The 20,321-nt window shown below is 70.0% G+C and carries 19 protein-coding genes; 11 read left to right on the top strand and 8 right to left on the bottom strand.

Annotated elements, in window-relative coordinates:
• Nucleotides 1–192: 192 nt before the first annotated feature.
• The 3 genes from OHT76_RS33120 to OHT76_RS33110 are packed head-to-tail and all read left to right on the top strand — an operon-like array spanning nucleotide 193 to nucleotide 3,570.
• Nucleotides 193–1,431 carry an endonuclease/exonuclease/phosphatase family protein gene (locus tag OHT76_RS33120; protein WP_328874519.1) on the top strand — a complete coding sequence of 413 codons (1,239 nt, stop codon included), beginning with the start codon at nucleotides 193–195 and terminating at the stop codon, nucleotides 1,429–1,431.
• A 46-nt stretch (nucleotides 1,432–1,477) separates the two neighbouring features.
• The gene (locus tag OHT76_RS33115) at nucleotides 1,478–2,311 is read left to right on the top strand and encodes an alpha/beta fold hydrolase (RefSeq protein ID WP_328874518.1); all 834 of its coding nucleotides are present in this window, start codon (nucleotides 1,478–1,480) and stop codon (nucleotides 2,309–2,311) included.
• Entirely contained in the window at nucleotides 2,308–3,570 is a 1,263-nt protein-coding gene (locus OHT76_RS33110) for a cytochrome P450 (RefSeq protein ID WP_328874517.1), read from the top strand. Before OHT76_RS33115 ends, OHT76_RS33110 begins: the two co-directional genes overlap by 4 nt.
• A gap of 1 nt (nucleotide 3,571) precedes the next feature.
• Here OHT76_RS33110 and OHT76_RS33105 read toward each other — a convergent pair whose 3' ends face one another.
• The 3 genes from OHT76_RS33105 to OHT76_RS33095 all read right to left on the bottom strand — a co-directional run bounded on the left by OHT76_RS33105 (nucleotide 3,572) and on the right by OHT76_RS33095 (nucleotide 6,390).
• Complete coding sequence (locus OHT76_RS33105; protein ID WP_328874516.1) at nucleotides 3,572–4,726, bottom strand: damage-control phosphatase ARMT1 family protein; 1,155 nt, start codon at nucleotides 4,724–4,726, stop codon at nucleotides 3,572–3,574.
• Between the two features lie 31 nt (nucleotides 4,727–4,757).
• Nucleotides 4,758–5,405 carry a ScbR family autoregulator-binding transcription factor gene (locus tag OHT76_RS33100; RefSeq protein WP_328874515.1) on the bottom strand — a complete coding sequence of 216 codons (648 nt, stop codon included), beginning with the start codon at nucleotides 5,403–5,405 and terminating at the stop codon, nucleotides 4,758–4,760.
• 70 nt (nucleotides 5,406–5,475) lie between these two features.
• On the bottom strand, nucleotides 5,476–6,390 hold the full coding sequence (locus tag OHT76_RS33095; protein ID WP_328874514.1) for a ScbA/BarX family gamma-butyrolactone biosynthesis protein: 915 nt from the start codon (nucleotides 6,388–6,390) through the stop codon (nucleotides 5,476–5,478).
• Between the two features lie 176 nt (nucleotides 6,391–6,566).
• On the opposite strand from OHT76_RS33095, the gene OHT76_RS33090 reads away from it, so the two are divergent.
• Both OHT76_RS33090 and OHT76_RS33085 read left to right on the top strand, forming a co-directional pair.
• The gene (locus tag OHT76_RS33090) at nucleotides 6,567–7,235 is read left to right on the top strand and encodes a ScbR family autoregulator-binding transcription factor (protein WP_328874513.1); all 669 of its coding nucleotides are present in this window, start codon (nucleotides 6,567–6,569) and stop codon (nucleotides 7,233–7,235) included.
• On the top strand, nucleotides 7,232–8,092 hold the full coding sequence (locus OHT76_RS33085; protein WP_328874512.1) for an NAD(P)H-binding protein: 861 nt from the start codon (nucleotides 7,232–7,234) through the stop codon (nucleotides 8,090–8,092). Before OHT76_RS33090 ends, OHT76_RS33085 begins: the two co-directional genes overlap by 4 nt.
• Before the next feature lie 77 nt (nucleotides 8,093–8,169).
• Here the strand turns inward: OHT76_RS33085 and OHT76_RS33080 are convergent, their stop codons facing one another.
• A complete protein-coding gene (locus OHT76_RS33080) occupies nucleotides 8,170–9,969 on the bottom strand; it encodes a S8 family peptidase (protein ID WP_328874511.1) in 1,800 nt (599 codons plus the stop codon).
• A 366-nt stretch (nucleotides 9,970–10,335) separates the two neighbouring features.
• On the opposite strand from OHT76_RS33080, the gene OHT76_RS33075 reads away from it, so the two are divergent.
• Nucleotides 10,336–11,217: a lytic polysaccharide monooxygenase auxiliary activity family 9 protein gene (locus tag OHT76_RS33075; protein ID WP_328874510.1), complete on the top strand. Its 882-nt coding sequence runs from the start codon at nucleotides 10,336–10,338 to the stop codon at nucleotides 11,215–11,217.
• A 199-nt stretch (nucleotides 11,218–11,416) separates the two neighbouring features.
• A complete protein-coding gene (locus OHT76_RS33070; protein ID WP_328874509.1) occupies nucleotides 11,417–12,805 on the top strand; it encodes a glycoside hydrolase family 43 protein in 1,389 nt (462 codons plus the stop codon).
• Nucleotides 12,806–12,815: 10 nt separating this feature from the next.
• Here OHT76_RS33070 and OHT76_RS33065 read toward each other — a convergent pair whose 3' ends face one another.
• Nucleotides 12,816–13,751, bottom strand: a complete 936-nt coding sequence (locus OHT76_RS33065; protein ID WP_328874508.1) for an ABC transporter substrate-binding protein — start codon at nucleotides 13,749–13,751, stop codon at nucleotides 12,816–12,818.
• 153 nt (nucleotides 13,752–13,904) lie between these two features.
• Between OHT76_RS33065 and OHT76_RS33060 the strand changes: the two genes are divergently transcribed.
• Genes OHT76_RS33060 through OHT76_RS33045 form a run of 4 tightly spaced genes read left to right on the top strand, consistent with a single transcriptional unit; the run spans nucleotide 13,905 to nucleotide 17,750 of the window.
• Nucleotides 13,905–16,292: a sensor histidine kinase gene (locus tag OHT76_RS33060; RefSeq protein WP_328874507.1), complete on the top strand. Its 2,388-nt coding sequence runs from the start codon at nucleotides 13,905–13,907 to the stop codon at nucleotides 16,290–16,292.
• Nucleotides 16,289–16,750: a roadblock/LC7 domain-containing protein gene (locus OHT76_RS33055; protein ID WP_328874506.1), complete on the top strand. Its 462-nt coding sequence runs from the start codon at nucleotides 16,289–16,291 to the stop codon at nucleotides 16,748–16,750. The genes OHT76_RS33060 and OHT76_RS33055 overlap by 4 nt, the downstream gene beginning before the upstream one ends.
• Before the next feature lie 18 nt (nucleotides 16,751–16,768).
• Nucleotides 16,769–17,185, top strand: coding sequence for a DUF742 domain-containing protein (locus tag OHT76_RS33050; RefSeq protein ID WP_315882413.1), 417 nt, complete (start codon nucleotides 16,769–16,771; stop codon nucleotides 17,183–17,185).
• Nucleotides 17,172–17,750, top strand: coding sequence for a GTP-binding protein (locus OHT76_RS33045; RefSeq protein WP_443049861.1), 579 nt, complete (start codon nucleotides 17,172–17,174; stop codon nucleotides 17,748–17,750). Before OHT76_RS33050 ends, OHT76_RS33045 begins: the two co-directional genes overlap by 14 nt.
• Here OHT76_RS33045 and OHT76_RS33040 read toward each other — a convergent pair whose 3' ends face one another.
• The 3 genes from OHT76_RS33040 to OHT76_RS33030 are packed head-to-tail and all read right to left on the bottom strand — an operon-like array spanning nucleotide 17,751 to nucleotide 20,232.
• Nucleotides 17,751–18,425, bottom strand: coding sequence for an ABC transporter permease (locus OHT76_RS33040; protein WP_328874504.1), 675 nt, complete (start codon nucleotides 18,423–18,425; stop codon nucleotides 17,751–17,753). It abuts the gene before it with no gap.
• The gene (locus OHT76_RS33035; RefSeq protein ID WP_328874503.1) at nucleotides 18,422–19,099 is read right to left on the bottom strand and encodes an ABC transporter permease; all 678 of its coding nucleotides are present in this window, start codon (nucleotides 19,097–19,099) and stop codon (nucleotides 18,422–18,424) included. Before OHT76_RS33035 ends, OHT76_RS33040 begins: the two co-directional genes overlap by 4 nt.
• Nucleotides 19,096–20,232 carry an ABC transporter ATP-binding protein gene (locus OHT76_RS33030; RefSeq protein WP_328874502.1) on the bottom strand — a complete coding sequence of 379 codons (1,137 nt, stop codon included), beginning with the start codon at nucleotides 20,230–20,232 and terminating at the stop codon, nucleotides 19,096–19,098. Before OHT76_RS33030 ends, OHT76_RS33035 begins: the two co-directional genes overlap by 4 nt.
• Nucleotides 20,233–20,321: the final 89 nt, after the last annotated feature.

The raw sequence follows: 20,321 nt of genomic DNA, 5'->3' as shown, positions 1-20,321 counted from the left end.
ATCCTCGGGCCGGGACATGATCACACCATCGCGTGAATCCGGGATGAACCTGCGAATTCCCAAGGGCCCTTGTGGCGTTCACCTCTACGCGCGCAGACTACGGAGATTCTCGAGTCCCCTCCCAACGGGGTGACCTCCCCGACAGGGGTGTCCTCTCCCCACCGGACTGTCCCTCTCCTCACCGGAGTCGCGATGAACCAGCCCAGAGCTCTTTCCCGCCGTACCGCCCTCGCCTCGCTCGCCGGAGCGGCGCTGGCCGGCACCGTCGCCGGGCAGGCCACGGCGGCCGAACGCCACGGCCGCGCCGTCCGGTTCGCCACTTTCAACGCCTCCCTCAACCGCTCGACGGAGGGCGCGCTCGTCGCCGACCTGTCCACTCCGGACAACGTCCAGGCGCGCAATGTCGCGGAGACGATCCAACGGGTCGACCCCGATGTGCTGTTGATCAATGAGTTCGACTACGTCGCGGGCGGCACCGCGGTCCGCCTCTTCCTGGACAACTACCTGGCCGTGGGGCAGCGTGGCGCCGAGCCGGTCCGGTACCCGTACTACTTCACCGCGCCGGTGAACACGGGTGTCGCCTCGGGGGTCGACCTCGACGGCCGCAACGGCGCGGTGACGACGCCCGGTTCGGACGCCTACGGGCAGGACGCCTTCGGGTACGGCTGGTTCCCGGGGCAGTACGGCATGGTGGTGCTGTCCAAGTACCCGATCGCCACCCGCGCGGTGCGCAGCTTCCAGCGGTTCCTGTGGAAGGACATGCCCGGCCACCTCATGCCCCCGGGCTACTACAGCGCCGAGGCGACGGCGGTCTTCCGGCTGTCCTCCAAGAGCCACTGGGACGTGCCGGTGAAGATCGGCCATGACACAGTGCACTTCCTGGTGTCGCACCCCACGCCGCCCACCTTCGACGGCCCCGAGGACCGCAATGGCCGCCGCAACCACGACGAGATCCGGCTGTGGGCCGACTACATCGGCGGTCGCAGGCGCGGCGCGTATCTGTACGACGACCGGGGCGTGCGCGGAGGACTGCGGCCGGGGTCGCGGTTCGTGCTGGCCGGTGACCAGAATGCCGACCCGTTCGACGGCGACAGTTACGACGACGCCATCCGGCTGCTGCTGGACCACCCAGAGGTCCGCCCGCCCGCCACCCCGCCGTCCAGCAAGGGCGCGATCGAGGCGGCACAGCTCCAGGGCGGCGCCAACACCTCGCACACCGGCGATCCGGCGTACGACACCGCGGACTTCAACGACAACGCCCCGGGCAATCTGCGCGTCGACTACGTCCTGCCCTCCCGCGGACTGGCCGCGGGTGCGAACGGCGTCTTCTGGCCGACGTCCGACGACCCGCTGTACCGACTGGTGGGCGGCGGGACGAACGTCCCCACGTCGGACCACCGGCTGGTGTGGCAGGACGTGTACGTCCACTGAACCGCGCGCTCTTGCCGAGCAAGGGCCGGGGCGCCACCGTAAGCGCATGACCTCCTTCACGCTCCCACATGAGCTGCACGGCGACGGCGCCCACAAGGTGTTCGCGGTGCACGGCTGGTTCGCCGACCGGTCCGCGTACGCGAGCGTCCTGCCCGACCTCGACATCACGTCCTTCACCTACGCGCTGGTCGATCTGCGCGGCTACGGCGAGGCGAAGGACGCCGTCGGCAGGTACTCGACGGCCGAGGCGGCGCAGGACCTCCTGGAGCTGGCCGACCGGCTCGGCTGGGAGCGGTTCTCGGTGGTGGGTCACTCGATGGGCGGGTCGGTGGCCCAGCGGCTGATGGGACTGGCGCCCGGGCGGCTGCGCCGGATCGTGGGCGTCTCACCGGTGCCCGCCTCGGGGCTGCCGCTCCCGGCCGACCAGTGGGAGCTCTTCGCGGACTCGGCGCACCTGCCGGAGAACCGCCGTACGATCATCGACTTCACCACCGGCGGCGTCCGCCCCGCCGCCTGGCTGGAGCGGATGGTCGCGCGCTCCCTCGCGGTGAGCGACCCGAAGGCGTTCCGCGCCTGGCTGGATTCCTGGGCCGGGGAGGACTTCCACGAGGAGGTGGCGGGCGTCCGGGTGCCCGCCCTGGCGGTCACGGGCCGCCTGGACCCGGCCCTGTCGGCCGCGCTGCTGCGGAAGACCTGGCGGCGCTGGTATCCGTACGGCGAGGTGCGGGAGCTGTCCGGCGCCGGGCACTACGCCATGGACGAGACCCCGCTGGAGCTGATCCAGGTGGTGGAGGCCTTCCTCGACGCCGATGACGAAGACGAAGACGAGGCAGCCGAGGCGGACGACGCCGACGGGACGGCGGAGGGCGAGGAGGCGTGACCGTCCGCCCGTCCCCACCCGTCCCCGATGTCTTCGATCCCCGCCAGTACGCCATCGGCGTTCCCTACGCCGCCTACCGCGTCCTGCGCGACCATCACCCGGTGGCCTGGCAGGACGAGCCCGAGGTGCTGGGCTGGCCGGCCGGCCCCGGGTTCTGGGCGGTGACCCGGCACGCGGACGTGGTCCGGGTGCTCAAGGACCCGCTGACGTACTCCTCTCAGCTCGGCGCCACCCAGATCCGGGATCCGGACCCGGAGGACCTGCCGTTCATCCGGCGCATGATGCTCAATCAGGATCCGCCGGGACACGGCCGCTTGAGACGTCTGGTGAGCCGGGCGTTCACCCCGGGACGCGTCGACCGTTTCACCGCGGTCGCCGAGAAGCGCGCCCAGGACCTGTTCGCGGGGGCCATGGAGGCGGCCCGCGAGGCGGACGGCACCGTCGATCTCGTCGCCACCGTCACCGACGACTACGCGCTGCTGAATCTGGCCGACCTGCTCGGCGTCCCGGAGCCGGACCGCGGGCTGCTGCTGCACTGGACCCAGCGGGTCATCGGCTACCAGGATCCCGACGAGGCGGGCCCGCCGGTGCTCGACCGGGCAGGCAAGCCGGTCAATCCGCGGTCCCCGGCCATGCTGCGGGACATGTTCGAGTACGCCCGCCAACTGGCCGCGTACAAAAGGCGGTACCCGGCCGACGACGTTCTCACCATCCTCGCGCACGACGCCGAACTCACCGCCGCCGAGCTGGAGATGTTCTTCTTCCTGCTCACGATCGCCGGGAACGACACCGTGCGCGGCGCGGCACCGGGCGGGCTGCTGGCACTCGCCGAACACCCGGAGCCGTACGAGCGACTGCGCGCCGGGGAGACCGAACTCGCGCCCGCCGTCGATGAGTTGCTGCGCTGGCATCCCCCGGTGCTGACCTTCCGCCGTACCGCCGACCACGACACCGAGCTCGCCGGGCGGCGGATCCGGGCCGGGGACAAGGTCGTTGTCTTCCATGCCGCCGCCAATCGCGACGAACGGGTCTTCGCGGAGCCGGACCGGCTGGACCTGACCCGTACGCCGAACCCGCATGTCTCCTTCGGCGACGGCCCGCATGTCTGCCTGGGCGCGCACTTCGCCCGGCTGCAACTGCGGGTGCTGTACCGGGAGGCGATGCGGGCGCTGCCGGTGCTGCGTACCGCGGGTCCGCCGGGGCGGCTGGTGTCGAACTTCATCAATGGGATCAAGTCACTGCCGGTACAGGTGACTTGAGTCAGCGGCGGACCTGGATCAGCGCATGTGTCCCGCTGGTGCGCCAGCGTTGCTCCTCGGCCGCGGTCAGGGCGGCCTCCGTCCCGGCATCGAGGCCGGTGATCACCTCGGACTTCAGGGTGCGCAACGCGGCGACCGGGCCGGGGAAGTAGGCGGTGACGTCGGCGAAGGCGGTGGTCGGTGGCCACTTGCGGTCGCCCACCAGGCGCCGGTAGTTGAGGTCGCCCTTCAGCACGGTAAGGGAAGCCGCCTCGAACTCGGCACGGAGATCGTCGGGCATCCGCTCGTACGGCAGGGGCGCGCAGGAGAACGGGTGGGCGCGGACCGTGAGCCGGCCGTCGGTCAGCGCCGCCCACAGCGCATCGCCGTACGCCCGCGCCGCACCCTGTGCCGACCTGAGCCGGCGCAGGGCGTCGAGTACGTCGGCGGGGGTGGCGTCGGAGACGAAGTACGGGTACGGCTTCACATGGAGGACGGCCCGCTGGACGCGCCCCCTGGTCAGGAGGTGGGCGATCAGGAGCAGGTCGGGGATGAGTTCGCGGCCCGCATTGTCGGCGATCAGGCACAGCACGGGCGCCGGCAGCTGCGACCAGAGCGCCTCACTGTCGTCGGCGACCAGGGGCGGGGTGCCGTCGGAGGTCGTACCGTCGGCGGCGGACAGCCGGAAGCCGAGGTCCGCGCGGTTTCCCCACAGGGAGCCGTGCAGCAGGGCGCGGTCCTCGTCCCCCGGGGCCAGATCGTCCAGCGCGGCCAGCTCCTCGTCCGTCTCCTCGGAGTCCAGCTCGGCCAGCTTGGCGGGCCGGAAGGGGTCGATGCCCTGCCAGGTGCCGGGGGTGAAGTAGCCGACGGCGTCGATGAGTCGGCGGTAGAAATAGCTCTCCGACCACAGCCACGGTACGTCGGTCCAGGGGCGGCCCGCGTAGGCGGCGGTGCCCCACTCCTGCCAGCGGTCCCGGTCGTGGGCGTCGGCGGTGAGGGGTTCGATCACGCCCTTGGTGCAGTCGTCGAGGAGCGCGTCGAGCGCGGCCTGCCGCTCGGGGCCGTACGGGAAGGCCTCGCGCACCTGGCGGATGATCGCGGGGTGCCGCTCGGTAAGGACGCTGTACGGGAAGGAGCCGGGTTCGTCGCCGAGGATCACGGGCGGGGTGTCGTGCATGCGGCCGACCGTATCGCGCGAAGGGGCGGTTTCAGCCGACTCTGACCTCCCGCTCCAGCTGGGTGGCGAGGGTGAGATAGCGGGGGCGGCGGGGCACCGGGACCATGCCGCGGATGAGGAGGTGCCACATCTCGGCGACCCGGCGGGGCTGACGGGCGACGGGTTCCAGGGAGCGGCCGACGACTCGGGTGCCGACGAAGAAGCAGACGAGGGAGTGGGCCGCGGCATCGACGTCGACGTCGGGATGGACGTCCGACTCCTTGACCGCGCCAAGGAGTTTGCGGGAGGCGATGTCCAGCCACTCCGTGAACGGGTGTTGCAGGGGCCCCTTCACGGCCACTCCCCCGGTGGCCAGCCGGAGTCCGGCCCGGGGGATCGGTCCCTCGACCGACAGCCGGGTGACACCGAAGGTGGTGCGCATCAGCGCTTCCAGCGAGGAGTAGCCGCGGGCGTCCATCTCCCCGGCTATCTGGCGGGAGGCCTGGGACTGCAGCTCCATGATCGCGCGGGCCAGGTCCTCCTTGGCCGCGAAGTGGAAGTACAGGGCGCCCTTGGTGACTTGGGCGTGCTCGACGATGTCGCTCAGACTGGTCGACTCGTAGCCGCGACGATCGAAAAGGTCAGCGGCAGCTGTGATGATCGTCGCGCGGGTCTGTTCAGCGCGTAACTGCCTCGCCATCGGCTGGACTCTCCTGGGGCGGAAAAGAACGGGTCATGCCGTTTGTTTTTTACTCCCCGTACACAATAGCTCACCGCGCAACCATGCCTACCCGGCAGCCGAAGACTGCCGAGTCCCCCTGGATGCCCAGGACTTGGACCTGACCGTCGGGACCGGGCTCTGCCTCGATCCATGTGGGCTGGTCCAGTTCGGCATACCGGTCGAAGGACGCATGGAGCGACGCCGGCGCACCCGCCTCGCCGTCCACGACCCGGGCGGCCTGGACGGCCGCCTCCAGGAGCAGCATGCCGGGGACATGGTCGAGCGGATGGTCGAAGAAAACGGGATGTGCGGTATCTACTCGCAACTGCCAGCGTCCTGAACGGTCCGGCCGGGCCAGCACGACATCGGCGGGGACCGTGCGGTACACCAGAGCGGGCGGCAGTCCGGGCGGCGGGGACGGCGCGGTGACGGTGGCGGGTGTACGGCCGCCGCGCAGCCTGCGGTAGACGGAGTCGCTGGTCCAGGATGCGGCGAAGCATGCGCTCGCGACCTGTGTGTTCTCTATGGTCACGGCCGCGGTGAGGCTGAACGCGGCCACGCGGCCCGCGCGGTGGCGGACGTCGAATATCTTGACGGTGAGGGCGGGTTCGGCGGGGACGGGGCCCACGGCGAGGTGCTCGGGGCGGATGCTGACGCTCAGCTCCTGGAGCACGAACCGGTGCCCGAGCGGCACGTCGTACTCGGTGTGGGCGAGGAGCGTTCCGGCCTGACGGACGGTTTCGGTGACGAGCAGCGGCTCGTAAGCCGTACGGTCGCTCGACACGTGTAACTGGTGGGCTCGCGGCCATTGCGCGGCTACCCTGAACTGGTCGGTTCCGATCCGGTGCCAGCCGGTGAGGAGGGTCTCGGCGACGGCCGCGCGGTGCACCAGCTGACGGGGCACGGTGGCTGTGAGGGCCTCGGATACTGCCGGGAAATCGGCGAGTTGCGGCAATTCAGGCATGTCTCTCCCTGGCTCCCCCGACAGTGTTGACGGACGGCGAGGTGCCCATGCCGTGAGCGCTACAGTACGAGCCGACCGGTTTGTTTTCAATGAGACCAGGGTGACCAGGATCGGCGCGCGTCCGAGCCGTCGTACTGTGGGCCATCCGGTCAACTCGGCGCATCGGAGGGGCGCTTATGGCGAAGCAGGAGCGCGCCATCAGGACGCGCAGAGCGATCCTGGAAGCCGCGGGCGCGGTGTTCGACGAGCACGGCTACGCCTCGACGACCATCTCCATGGTGCTGGAGCGGGCCGAAGTCACCAAGGGCGCCCTGTATTTCCACTTCCCTTCCAAGGAGTCCCTCGCCCAGGCGGTGCTGGACGAGCAGGTGTCGCTCGGCGCGGTGCCGCCGCATCCGTGCAAGCTCCAGGAAATGGTGGACATCAGCTACGTCTACAGTCGGCGGCTGCTGCACAACCCGCTGCTGCAGGGCAGTGTGCGGCTGACCGTGGACCAGGCCACGCCGCCCGGGGTCGATCACTCCGGGCCGTTCAGACAGTGGGCGGACCATCTGGTCGAACTGCTGGAACAGGCCGAGAAACAGGGTGAGTTGCTGCCCACGGTCGTGCCGAGAGATACGGTCGAGCTGCTGGTCGGCTCCTTCGCCGGCATCCAGCTGATGTCCCGGGCGCTGACCGGGCGGGAGGATCTCGCCCACCGTATCTCGGTGATGTGGGCGCACATCCTGCCGAGCATCGCGGTACCGGGGCTGCTGGTCCGGCTGGACACCGCACCGGACCGGGGTGCGCGCATCCTGGCCTCCCTCGATGAGGACGCGCAGCTGATGCAGGGGGCCGAGCCGTGATCCTGCTCACCGGGGCGACCGGAAACGTCGGCGGGCTGGTCGCGCGCCGACTGCGCGGCACGACTCCCCTGCGGCTGCTGACCCGCCGACCGGACCGGGCCGCGGACCTCACCGGACCCCAAGTCGAGGTGGCGAGCGGCGACTTCGACGATCCGGCGAGTCTACGGCGGGCACTGACCGGTGTGACGTCCGCCCTGCTGGTCACCGCGCACCCGCTGACGCACGCCCATGACGAGCACTTCCTGGCGGCGGCGCGCGCATCCGGAGTACGGCATGTCGTGAAGCTGTCGGCGCTCGCGGTCACCGACCCCGACGCCACCGACCTGATCACGAGCTGGCAGCGCGAGAACGAGCAACTCCTGGGCGACTCGGGCCTGTTGTGGACCCTCCTGCGCCCTCGCGCCTTTATGTCCAACACCCTCGGCTGGGCCATCTCCGTCCGCGCGGAGGGTGTCGTGAGGGCGGCGGGCGGAACCGCGGTCAACGCCACCGTCGATCCACGGGACATCGCCGACGTCGCCGCGCTGACGCTACTGGCGCCCGATGCCCACGCCGGGCGGGCATACGCGCTCACCGGCCCCGAGGCCCTCAGTGCCGTGGATCAGACGAAGATCCTCGGTGAGTTGCTGGAACGGCCGCTGCATTTCGAGGAGTTGAGCGAGGTCGAGGCGCTGCGGCGCTTGCGGGCCCGGTATCCGGCCCCGATCGCCGAGGCGCTCGCGGAGAGTTCGGCACGCGGACGGGCCGGGACGAAGGCCGAGGTGGACCCCACCGTCGCCAGGCTGCTGGACCGCCCCGCCAGGAGTTATCGGCAGTGGGCACGGGACCATCTGAAGGCGTTCCGCAGTGAGGCATAGCGAGGAAGAGCGAGGAATGACGACGGGCCGGCCGATGCCCCATCCGCACCGGCCGACCCGTCCGCTCTACAGACCCCTCAGAAGGTCAGCTTCCAGCTGTTGAGGGTGCCCGTGTCCTGCGCCGCCGTGTCCTGCACCCGCAGCTTCCAGGTGCCGTTCGCGACCTCGCTGGAGGCGTTCACCGTGTAGGTGGCGATGACGTTGTCCGCGGAGTCCGAGGAGCTGGCGGACTTCAGTCGGTACGCCGTACCGTCCGGGGCGATCAGGTCGATGACCAGGTCACCGCGGTAGGTGTGCGTGATGTCCACGCCGACCGCGAGCGCCGAGGGGGCGTTGCCGGTGCGGCCCGAGACGGTGATCGGGGACTCGATCGTGCCGCTGTCCGGGACCGCTACGGCCGAGGTGCTGGTGAAGGTGGTGCCCCCCGTGGAGCCGCCGGACCCGCTCACCGCCTGCACCGTCTTGGCCGCGTCCGCGAGACCCGCACCACAGCCGCCGGAGCAAGTACCGGGCAGAGCACGCGAGTTGGTCTTGATCGCGGACTCGATCTGGGCCGGGGTCAGCGCGGAGTTCTTCGACTTCATCAGCGCGGCGAGACCCGCGATGTGCGGGGCGGCCATGCTGGTGCCCTGGTAGTACTCGTAGCTCTCGGCGCCCGGGCCCGCCGCACCGGCGTTCAGCGTGGACAGGATGCCGTTCGCGGTGACGGAGTTGGTCTCTCCGCCCGGAGCCGCGATGTCGACGACCGTGCCGAAGTTGGAGTAGTAGGAGCGGTTGCCCTGACGGTCGGCGGCGGCGACGCTGATGACGTTGGCGCAGCTGGCCGGCGAGTAGTTGGCCGCGTTGGCGTTGCTGTTGCCCGCCGCGACGACGACCGTGGTGCCGTGGTTCACGGCGGCGTTGATCGCGTTCTGGGTGGCGGTGGTGCAGGCGCCGCCACCGCCGAGGCTCATGTTGATGACCTTGGCGACATTGGTGTTGGCCGGAACGCCGGAGACCGTACCGCCGGACGCCCAGGTGATGGCGTCGATGATGTCGGAGTCGTAGCCACCGCATTTGCCGAGGACGCGCAGCGGGGAGACCTTCGCGCCGTAGGCGATACCGGCGACGCCCTTGCTGTTGTTGGTCGCCGCGGCGATGGTGCCGGCGACGTGGGTGCCGTGCCAGGAGGAGTCGTAGGCCGGGTCGCCGGACTGGCACTCGTTCGCGGCGGTCCAGTCGCCCGGGTCGGCCGGGTTGCTGTCGCGCCCGTTGCCGTCGTTGCCGACGGTGGCGTCCGAGATGAAGTCATAGCCGCCGACGATGTTCGCGGCGAGGTCGGAGTGGGTGACGTAGCCGGTGTCGATCACGGCGACGGTCACACCGGTGCCGGTGGTGAGGTCCCAGGCACCCGGAACGTTCATGCCCGCGGTGGTCTCGAACAGGTCCCACTGCTTGCTGTACTCGGTGTCGTTCGGCGTGGCCAGCGGCTTGTTCAGACGGTCCGGTACGACGTAGGAGACCTGCGGGTCGGCCTGGTACTCGGCGATGACGTCGGCGACATCCGCCTTGGTGAGGTCCTCACCGAGGTCCACGAGGGCGGCGCCGGTGCCGAGACGGCGCTGGAAGTCCAGTTGCTCGCCGGCTTCCTTGCCCTTGGCGGCGGCGTCCGCGTCGGCGGCCTTGTTCGACTTCGCCTCGGCGGCGCCGGACTTGTAGCCGACGATGAGCCGTTCGGCCGGGGCGCCGGGGGCGGCCTCGGTGGTGGCGGCGGGGGCTTCCTGGGGAGCGGCGGACTCCTGGGCGACGGCGACCGTGGCGGTAGCGGCCGTGAACAGCGCGGCGGAGACAGCGGCGACGGATATCAGCTTCCGTCTTACGGAGGGAGAGGTACGCAAGGGCTTGGCCTTTCGTGGCCGTACTCCGGGCAGCGCGGAGCGGCGGTCGATGCGCTTCGTCCTCGAAGCGGAGGGGGGTGAACCGAAAACCGAAAAGCGTGCGCGGTGGCCGGCCAGGCGCGGTGGGGACCGACCCGTCCGGGGTTACCTGTGGGTCGGCTGTGCTGGAACGATAGGCAAACAGAAGGTCATAGGGATACAGGGGAAACCCTCGATCCGGCCGGAAACGAACCCTCGCCGTCGCTCAGTTGACCGCTTGTGCCCCCTTTTGCACGGGCTCGCACCTCACTGAACGCATCGACCCCCTGGCCCGTACTGGACAGAAGCAGCCCTGGACACTCCGCACCGGCCGAGGAGACCCTTCACATGACCCGGACCCGCGCCCGGCGCGCCACCGCGGCAGCGGCGACCCCTTTGCTGCTCGCCCTGTGGTCCGCGACCCCAGCCGCCGCGCACGGCGCGCCCACGGATCCGGTCAGCCGGGTACTGGCCTGCTCCCCCGAGGGCGAGAGCGCCGCATCGGCGGCCTGCCGGGCGGCCGTCGCCACGAACGGCGCACCGTTCACGGCCTGGGACAACCTGCGCATCGCGAACGTGAACGGCCGGGACCGGCAGACCGTCCCCGACGGACAGCTGTGCAGCGGCGGACTGCCCGCCTACCGGGGCCTCGACCTCGCCCGCCCCGACTGGCCGTCGACCCGTCTGACCCCGGGGGCCAACCTGACCATGCGGTACGTCTCGACGATCCCGCACACCGGCACGTTCCGCCTCTATCTCACCGAGCCGGGCTACGACCCGACCCGGCCGCTCACCTGGTCCGACCTGCCGGAGCAGCCGTTCGCCGAGGTACGGGACCCGGCGCTGACGGAGGGGGCGTACCGGATCCGGGCGACCCTGCCGACGGACCGGACCGGGCGGCATGTGCTGTATACGGTGTGGCAGAACAGCAGCACGCCGGATACGTACTACTCCTGCTCGGACGTGGTGTTCCCGGAGAAGGAGAGCGCGGAGCCGACGTCGCCTTCACCGGCCTCGCCGACACCCTCACCGGCCTCGCCGACACCTTCGCCGGCTGAGCAGCGCCGCACGACACCGCCACCGCCCACGGCGGATGCGACTCCGGTGGCCTCCACGGCCGGCTCGGACTCGGGCCCCTCGTCCCCGCTGCTCGCGGGCGGCGCCGCCGCGGTGCTGGCACTCATTGGAGGCGCCGCGCTGGCTCGTCGACTACGGCGCCCTCACAGCTGACACACATTCAACTCTCTTTTATTACAACCCCCTTGACCCTCAGTTGTAACCCCAAGTAACTTCCTCGACGCTGCTGCCGAGTACGCGGGAGGCGGGGGAGCTCGCCTGAACCGGGCTTCCCCGCTCTTGCCCGCAGTGCCGAACCTCGTTCGAAATCTCGTTCACTGACCCGCACCGCCCCCCGGCCCACGGAGTCCAGATGACCTCGAACCCGCACCCGTCCCGCAGAACGCTCCTCCGTCTGGCCGCCACCGCCCCGCTCGCCGCGACCGGCGCGCTGACGCTCGGTGCCGGAACCGCGCACGCCGCCGACTCGGCGTACGTCATGGCCTACTTCACCGAGTCCACCACCATGCTGGAGGCCAACTACGGCCTGCACCTCGCCGTCAGCACCGACGGACTGCGCTGGACGCCGCTCAACCAGAACGCCCCCGTGGTCACCCCGACCCTCGGTGCCGGCGGGCTGCGCGACCCGTTCGTGCTGCGCAAACAGGACGGCACGTTCGTGGTGATCGCGACCGATCTGAGCGGCACCGACTGGAGCCGTACCAGCGTCTACATCCATGTCTGGGACTCGGTCGACCTGCGGACCTTCACCGGCTACCGGCTGCTGAAGCTGCACGACATGACCACCACCCACAGCTGGGCGCCGGAGGCCTACTGGGACGCCGGGCGGGGGCAGTACGGCATCCTCTACTCGTCGGTGAACAGCAGCGGCCACAACGTGATCATGGTCAGCTATACGAGCGACTTCCGGACCACGACCAGCCCCCAGGTCTTCTTCGACCCCGGCTACGACATCATCGACGGCAACCTCACCATCGGCGTGAACGGGGTCAACTACCTCTACTACAAGAGGGATCAGACGCTGGTCGGGGCGCGGTCCGGCTCGCTGAATCCGGGGAGCTTCACGCCGTTCAGTACGGCCGTTTCGCACGGGGGCACCGAGGCGCCGACCGTGGTGAAGTCGCTGACGTCCAACACCTGGTATCTGTGGGGCGACACATATACGCCCAACGGTGTCTTCTACGCCTGGCAGTCCAGCGATCTCGCCTCCGGGACGTGGACCGCGGTCGACCAGAAGCTGTACACCCAGCCCCTCAACTCGAAGCACTGCGGCATCCACCCGATCACCTCGACCGAGTACACCAACCTGCTCGCGAAGTGGGGCGCGCCCGCCTGGAACCGGCTCAAGTCGTACAACTTCCCGGCCCGTTACGTCCGGCACAGCGGCTTCGCCGGAAGGATCGACGCGTACCCCTTCGATCCGTTCCCCGACTCCCAGTGGAAGCTGGTGCCGGGGCTCGCGGACTCGTCCGGGGTGTCGTTCCAGTCGGTCAACTATCCGACGCGCTATCTACGGCACTACAGCTACGCGCTGCAACTCGACGTGAACGACGGCACATCGGCCTTCGCCGGGGACGCGACCTTCTTCCGTACGGCGGGGCTCGCCGACGCGTCCTGGGCGTCGTTCCGGTCGTACAACAACCCGACCCGGTACATCCGTCACTACAACTATGCGCTGCGGATCGATCCGGTCTCCACGGCTACGGAGCGGCAGGACGCGACGTTCCAGGTCGGGTACTGATCTCTCCTCGTCAGCCCAGGCCGGCCGACTTCAGCCACTCCTTGGCCACGTCCAGCGGGTCCTTGTTCTCCAGCTGGACCTGGGAGTCAAGGTCCAGCAGGGTCTTGGTGTCGAGCTTGGCGGAGACCGCGTTGAGGGCGTCGACACCCTCCTGCGGCATGCCCGACTTGTAGACCAGCGGGGTCACATTGGCGAAGCCGAAGAGGTTCTCCGGGTCCTGGAGAACGACGAACTTCTCCTTGGTGATCGTCGGGTCCGTGGTGAAGATGTCCGCGGCCTGCACGGTGTTCTTCGTCAGCGCCGCCTGGGTCAGCGGGCCGCCGGCGTCGAGCGCCTTGAAGGACTTGAACTCCAGGCCGTAGACGTCCTTCAGGCCCACCAGGCCCTGCTGCCGGGTCTGGAACTCGGGCGAACCGCCGATGACCAGCTCGGGGGCGATGTCCTTGAGGTCCGCGAGGGTGGACTCGCCGGTGAGGTTGTACTTCTTGGCGGTCGCCGCGTTGATGCTGACGGAGTCCTTGTCCTCGGCGGGCGAGGCCTCCAGCAGCGTCAGCTTCTTGTCCAGCTTGGTCTTCACCGCCGCGTTCACGGCGTCCGCGGACTCCTGCGCCGCCTTCGGGTCCAGGTACGCCAGCAGCGAGCCGTTGTACTCCGGCAGCACGGTGATGGAGCCGTTCTTCAGCAGGCCGTAAGTGGTTTCGCGGCTGCCGATGTTGGGCTTGTAGGTGACCTTGATGCCCTTGGCCTTCAGGGCCTCGCCGTAGATGTCGGCGAGCAGGATGGACTCGGCGAAGTTGTTGGAGCCGACGACGACGGTGTCGCCGCTCGCCTTGTCTCCCGCGAGGGGGTTGTCGTTCTCGTCGTCGGAGGAGCCACATCCCGCGAGCAGGGCCGCGGTGGCGGCCAGCGCGACGATGGACCTGCTGCGTGAGGCGGTAGAAGTCACGAACTGATCCAATCCAGCGGGTTCTTGATCAGTCAAGGGAATCCGGGTCACCGATTGGACTCAATGAGTAGTCGGTTGTGATCGCATGTGAAGACGAACCACTCAAGAGGCGATAGTCTCCCCGCAGTTGATGCCGGGCGCTGAGGAGGAAAGGTGTCCACGAAAGAGGTGGACGCGTCCACCGCGACCGACGGCTCCCCGCACGGCATACGGCGACTCACCGACCGCTGGCCCTTCCGGCGCAAGCTCAACCTCCTGGTCGGTGTGCCGCTCGCCGTCGTGGCCGTCCTGCTCACCTACCTCATCACCGATCAGCTCGACCAGTCCTCCTCCGCCTCCGACGCGGCCCGTCTGGTCCGGGACAGCGCCGAGGTCGCCACCCTCGTGGACCGTCTCGAGGCCGAGCACCAGCAGGCGATCCTGCTGTCGGTACGACATGAGGCGGGCGGCGGCGCCCCGCCCTCCACGGACGCCTACGACAAGGCACAGACCGCGGTGGACTCCCAGGTCAGAAAGGTCCGCGAGACCTTCGGCGACCGGCTCCCGGAGACCGAGGCGCGGGCCCTGAAGGAGATCAGCGCCCTCGGCAGCCTGCGCGACACCATCGAGCAGGGCTATCTGCCCGCCGACAACATCGACCCGGCGTACATGAGCGCGGCCAACGGCGTCATCGACGGCCTCGGCCTGGACCGCAACGCCTCCCTGGCGGCCACCTTCACCGGCAACCTCCTCGACTCGCTGCTGCGCGCCGACGCCGCCCACAGCGCCTTCGAGACCGGGGTCTTCTCGGCGGCGACCGGCGACTCCAACGCGCTCATCGAGTTCATCGGCGCGGTCGGCTCCTACGAGGTGTACACCTACCAGGCCGACCGGTTCGCCCGGTTCGCGACCGCCGAGCAGGCCGAGGAGCTGCGCGGCATCGAGCACAGCTCCCCGCAGGCCGTCATCGGCCGCCAGTACGCGGAGCTGCAGATCGACCCCAGCTCGCTCCAGGCCGACTCGCCCGCCGAGATCCGGCAGGCGTTCCGGTCGGCGCTCGAGTCGTACCCTGCCTACCGCGAGCAGGCCGAGATCCGGCTCGGGATCACCGCCTCCCTCATCGACCAGATCGCCGACCGCGCCGACGAGGCCTCCAGCGACGCCGCTTGGCGAGCCGGACTGCTGCTCGCGCTCGCCCTGTTCGGCTTCGCCCTGTGGCTCGCCCTCTCCGTCGCGGTCCGCCGCTCGGTGGTACGGCCCGTGCAGGCCCTCACCGGCGCCGCACGCGAGGTCGCCGAGGTCGCCGACCGCGAGCTGGCCCGGGTCGCCGACGACGACGCCGAGGACGACGGCCCGCCCCGGCTGCGCGAGGTGCCGGTCACCGCGCGCGACGAGATCGGCGACCTCGCCGACGCGTTCAACCGCGTCCAGACCACCGCGGCGGCGCTCCTGGAACGCCAGGTGCTCAGCCGCCGCAATGTCGCCGAGATGTTCGGCAACGTCGGCCGCCGCGTCAGCAACCTCACCACCCGCCAGCTCGCCCTGATCGACGCGGTCGAGCGCGGCGAGACCGACCCCGAGCTGCTGGAACGGCTCTACAGCATCGACCACATCGCGGTCCGGCTGCGCCGTAACGCCGACAGCCTGATGCTGCTCGCAGGCATCCGCGAGTCGGGCCTCGGCTCCGGTCCGCTCGCGCTCACCAACGTCGTCCGCGCCGCGCTCGGCCAGATCGAGGGCTTCCAGCGGGTACGGCTGACCGCGCGCTCCGAGGCCGCGGTGGAACCGGACGTCATCGGTGACCTGACGCTGATGGTGGCCGAACTCCTGGAGAACGCCGTGTCGTTCTCGCCCGCGGGCAGCCCTGTCGAGGTGACGGTGGCGACCGCCGAGGACGACACCGCGTCGATCGTGATCGCCGACCACGGCCTCGGTATGAGCGCCGAGCGGCTCGCCGAGGAGAACGCCCGGCTGATCCGCCGCGAGCGCCTCGACCTGATGCCGACGAAGGTGCTGGGCCTGTTCGTGGTCGGCACACTGGCGCGCCGCTGGGAGATCGGCGTGACGCTGACCCGGACACCGGGCGGGGGTGTCACGGCGGAGGTGAGTGTGCCGACGTCACTGCTGCTTCCGGCGCCCGCGGAGCCGGTGCCGGTCCCTGCCGAGCTGCCCGCGGCCACGGCGTCCGGGCCGCTCCCCTCGGCCGCCGCGGAGGACGACTCCGGCCCCCTTCCCCGCCGGGTCCCCCGGCGCGAGGGCGCCGCCCCCTCCGATCATGCTCGTGCCGACGGGCCCGAGGCCTCCACCAGGGCCCACGCCGACGGCTCCCGCCCGCTGCGCCGCCGCGTCCGCGGTGCCACCCTGCGTACCTCCGAGGACACCGGCGCCCACCAGGTCCTGCGCCAGGCTCCCCGCCCCACCGACGCGGACGCCGTACGGTCCGCGCTGGAGGAGTTCGAGGCGGCCGTGGAGCGGGCGCACCGCGACAGCGACACCACCGAACAGAACCCGATCCCCGAACAGCGGGACCCGAACCACCTCCCGGAAGGAGCGGAGCAGTGAGCACGTCCACAGGAGGCACCACGCCGGCCGAACTCCAGGCCGCCGCAGCCGACTTCACCTGGCTGCTGAATCGCTTCGCCACGGAGACCGCGGGTGTCGTCGACGCCATCGCCGTCTCCTCCGACGGGCTGCTGATCGCGGTCTCCGAGCTGCGCGAGCACGCCGACTCCGAGCGCCTCGCCGCGATCGTCTCCGGCATCACCAGCCTGGCCGCCGGGGCCTCCGGCAACTACGGCCTGGGCGGCCTCAACAAGGTCATCATCGATCTGGAGGGCGGCCATGTCCTGGTCTCCGCGATCGGCAGCGGCGCCGTGCTCGGCGTGGTCACCGACAAGGAGGCCAAACTGGGCAACATCGCCTACGAGATGACGTTGTTCGCCAACCGCGCCGGTGCCGCGCTCAGCCCCCAGCTGGTGCTGGAGCTGAAGAACAGCGTCGGCACCACGTCGGCGCGCTGACCGGGCGGTACGGACCTCATGGCGGACGGCACCCCACCCCCGGGCGACGACCCGGTCGGCCCCGCCCCCGCCGTACGGCCGTTCCTGGTCACCGCCGGCCGGGTGGCGCCGAGCGCTTCCGGCCGGACGATGCCCGTCGAGACCCAGGTGGTGGCCACCGCCTCGGGGCTCGACGCGCTGTCCCTGCTCTCCTTCGAGCAGCACGACATCGTCGCCGTGTGCCGACAGCCGCAGTCCATCGCGGAGATCGCGGCACGGCTGCGGCTGCATCTGAATGTGGTCCGTGTCCTCGCCGAGGACCTGCGGGCCGAAGGGCGGCTGACGGTGCATGTGCCGAACTCCGAAGCCGTCCACGATTCATCCGTACTGCGAAGAGTGATCGATGGCCTGCGCGCCATCCCCGACTCCCGGGGGGTACTCCGTGACACCGACTGAACCGGCCGCCGCCGTACGACCGCCGCTGCCGGTCAAGATGGTGATCGCGGGGGGATTCGGGGTGGGCAAGACGACGGCCGTCGGGTCCATCTCCGAGATCGAACCGCTGACCACCGAGGCCGCGATTACCGAGGTTGCGGCCGGAGTTGACGATCTCACCCATACTCCGCACAAGACGACCACCACCGTCGCCATGGACTTCGGGTGCATCACCATCGACCCGACCTTGAAGCTCTATCTGTTCGGTACGCCCGGGCAGGAGCGGTTCGGGTTCATGTGGGACGACATCGTGGAGGGGGCGGTGGGTGGGCTGGTGATTGTCGATACGCGGCGGCTCGATGACTGTTATGCGGCCGTTGACTACTTCGAGCATCGGCAGATCCCGTTCGCGGTGGCTGTGAACGCGTTCGACGGGAAGGTGGAGCACGAGCTGGACGACGTGCGCTGGGCGCTCGACGTGAGCGCAGGGGTGCCGGTCGTCGTGTTCGACGCGCGGGAGCGCGGCTCGGTACGGGACGCGCTGCTGGTCGTCCTGGAGCAGGCCCTGGCCCGCACCGAAGCCTGACTAGCCGACGCTCGCCCTGCGCACTCCGCGAGACACCGTGAGTCTCCCCACCGCCCAGAACAAGCCCAGCGTCGCCAGCGCCATCGCCGCCACCAGCGTTGCTCCGCCCACCACCTTCTCGTAGTCCCGCTGGTACAAGCCGTCCACTATGTAGCGGCCCAGGCCGCCGAAGCTCACGTACGCCGCGATCGTCGCCGTCGAGACGATCTGGATCGCCGCTGAGCGCAGGCCGCTGAGGATCAGCGGGAGCGCCACTGGGAGTTCCACCCGGAACAGGACCCCTGCCTCCGCCATGCCCATCCCTCGCGCCGCGTCCACCGGGGCCGGGTCCACGGACCGCATCGCCTCGTAGGTCGTGACCAGGATCGGGGGGATCGCCAGGACCACCAGCGGGATCATGACGGGGGCCATGCCCAGACCCAGCAGGATGAACATCAGGACCATCAGGCCGAAGCTGGGCAGTGCGCGGCCCGCCGTGGCGATCAGGGCCAGGGTGTTGCCGCCGCGGCCGGTGTGGCCGGTGAGCAGGCCGATCGGGAGGCCGATGGCGGCGGCTATGCCCAGCGCCATCAGCGTGTAGCCGAGGTGTTCGGCGAGGCGGGTGGGGATGCCGTCGTAGCCCTCCCAGTGGGCGGTGTCGCTGAAGAAGGCGTCGATGTAGTTGAGGATGTTCACCGGGCGGCCTCCTTCGCCAGCAGCGGCCGACTCGTGCCGCGCGGCATCCACGGGGTGAGCAGGATCCGTACGGCGATCAGTGCGGCGTCCACCAGGATGGCGAGGACGGCGGTGCCCACGACCGAGAGCCAGATCAGACGGGGCTGGTTGTAGATCATGCCGCTGTTGAGGAGGTTGCCGAGGGCGCCCTGGTTGCCGATCAGCATGCCCACGCTGACCAGGGAGATGCTCGACACCGACGCCACCCGGAGCCCGGCGATGATCGCGGGCGCGGCGATCGGCAACTGGACCTGGAGATAGCGGCGTACGGGGCCGAAGCCCATGGCGGTCGCGGCGGCCAGGGTCTCCTGCGGGACCGAGCGGACGCCGTCGACAATCGCCGGGACCAGTACCACCAGGCTGTAGACCGCCAGCGGGATCATCACGGTGAGTTCGGACAGGCCCGTGTAGTCGATCAGGATCACGAAGAAGGCCAGCGACGGGATCGCGTAGAGCACCGTCGTCACCCACAGGATCGGCGGATACAACCAGCGCAGGCGTACGCAGAGTTGGGCGATCGGCAGCGACAGCAGCAGTCCGGCCAGCACCGGGAGCAGGGCCTCGCGCAGATGGAGGCCGACCAGGCCGAGGTAGCTGTTCTGGAGGTCGCTCGGCATGTCGAAGAGCTCGCTCATGGCGCGACCTTCTCGGTCGCCGCGCTGCTCGCGCTCTGCGCGCTCTGCGCGTGGGCGCCCCGGATCGCCTCGCCGATGGTCTGCTGCGAGACGACCCCGGTCGCCCGGCCCTCGCCGTCCACGGCGACGGCCCAGCCGGTCGGCGAGAGCACGGCGCAGTCGAGCGCGGCCCGCAGGGAGTCCGTAGCGGCCACGAACGGGCGGCCGTACGGCAGCAGTCGAGCCGTGTCGATCTCCCCGTCCGCCTCGGCCCAGCCAAGCGGCTTGCCGTCCAGGTCCGTTACGAGGAGATAGGGGGCGTCGGTCAAGTCGCGGGCGGCGATCTGCTCGCTGGTCGCGTCGCTCGCGACGATCGGGGCGGTCAGCAACTCCAGATCCGCGGAGGGGAAGAAGGACAGCCGCCGGATGCCCCGGTCCGTGCCGAGGAAGTCCTCGACGAAGGAGTCGGCGGGGTTCGTCAGCAGTTCCGCGGGCGGGGCGAACTGGGCGAGGTGGCCGCCGGTGCGCATCACGGCGACCATCGTGCCGAGCTTCACGGCCTCGTCGATGTCGTGCGTGACGAAGACGATGGTCTTGCCCAGCTCTTCCTGGATGCGCAGGAGTTCGTCCTGGAGTCCCTTGCGGACGATCGGGTCGACGGCGGAGAACGGCTCGTCCATGAGCAGCACCGGCGGATCGGCGGCGAGCGCCCGGGCCACGCCGACGCGCTGCTGCTGTCCGCCGGAGAGCTGGTACGGGTACCGCTTGGCGAGGGCGCCGTCGAGGCCGACGCGCTCCATCAACTCCCGTGCCCGGGCCCGCGACTTCTCCTTGCCCCAGCCGAGCATGCGGGGCACGGTGGCGATGTTGTCCAGGATCGTGCGGTGCTGGAAGAGACCGGCGTTCTGGATGACGTAACCCATGGACCGGCGCAGGGTGTTGACGGGCTGCTGCTGGATGTCCTTGCCGTCGAGGAGGATGGTGCCCTCGCTGGGCTCGACCATCCGGTTGATCATGCGCAGGGTCGTCGTCTTACCGCAGCCCGAGGGTCCGACGAGGACCGTGATCGAGCGGTCGGGTATCTCCAGCGACAGCCGGTCGACCGCCACCGTGCCGTCCGGGTACCGCTTGGTGACTGAATCTATCCGTATCAAAACGCCGAATACCCTTCGGGTCTGGCTGAAGTCGCCCGCTTCCGACCGGGGTTGAGCAGGCCGTTGCGGGGAGAGTCTAGACCGCTATT

Origin of the sequence: Streptomyces sp. NBC_00287, from assembly GCF_036173105.1 — a bacterium.
In the GTDB taxonomy this organism is placed as follows: domain Bacteria; phylum Actinomycetota; class Actinomycetes; order Streptomycetales; family Streptomycetaceae; genus Streptomyces.
The sequence above is the reverse complement of the archived record's forward strand: the minus strand, read 5'-3'. Positions and strand labels throughout refer to the sequence as shown.

Bases quoted from the DNA above. Each gene is read 5' to 3' on its own strand.
- OHT76_RS33120 (WP_328874519.1), top strand. From the start codon at position 193: ATGAACCAGCCCAGAGCTCTTTCCCGCCGTACCGCCCTCGCCTCGCTC.
- OHT76_RS33115 (WP_328874518.1), top strand. From the start codon at position 1,478: ATGACCTCCTTCACGCTCCCACATGAGCTGCACGGCGACGGCGCCCAC.
- OHT76_RS33105 (WP_328874516.1), bottom strand. From the start codon at position 4,726: ATGCACGACACCCCGCCCGTGATCCTCGGCGACGAACCCGGCTCCTTC.
- OHT76_RS33100 (WP_328874515.1), bottom strand. From the start codon at position 5,405: ATGGCGAGGCAGTTACGCGCTGAACAGACCCGCGCGACGATCATCACA.
- OHT76_RS33095 (WP_328874514.1), bottom strand. From the start codon at position 6,390: ATGCCTGAATTGCCGCAACTCGCCGATTTCCCGGCAGTATCCGAGGCC.
- OHT76_RS33090 (WP_328874513.1), top strand. From the start codon at position 6,567: ATGGCGAAGCAGGAGCGCGCCATCAGGACGCGCAGAGCGATCCTGGAA.
- OHT76_RS33075 (WP_328874510.1), top strand. From the start codon at position 10,336: ATGACCCGGACCCGCGCCCGGCGCGCCACCGCGGCAGCGGCGACCCCT.
- OHT76_RS33070 (WP_328874509.1), top strand. From the start codon at position 11,417: ATGACCTCGAACCCGCACCCGTCCCGCAGAACGCTCCTCCGTCTGGCC.
- OHT76_RS33050 (WP_315882413.1), top strand. From the start codon at position 16,769: ATGGCGGACGGCACCCCACCCCCGGGCGACGACCCGGTCGGCCCCGCC.
- OHT76_RS33035 (WP_328874503.1), bottom strand. From the start codon at position 19,099: ATGAGCGAGCTCTTCGACATGCCGAGCGACCTCCAGAACAGCTACCTC.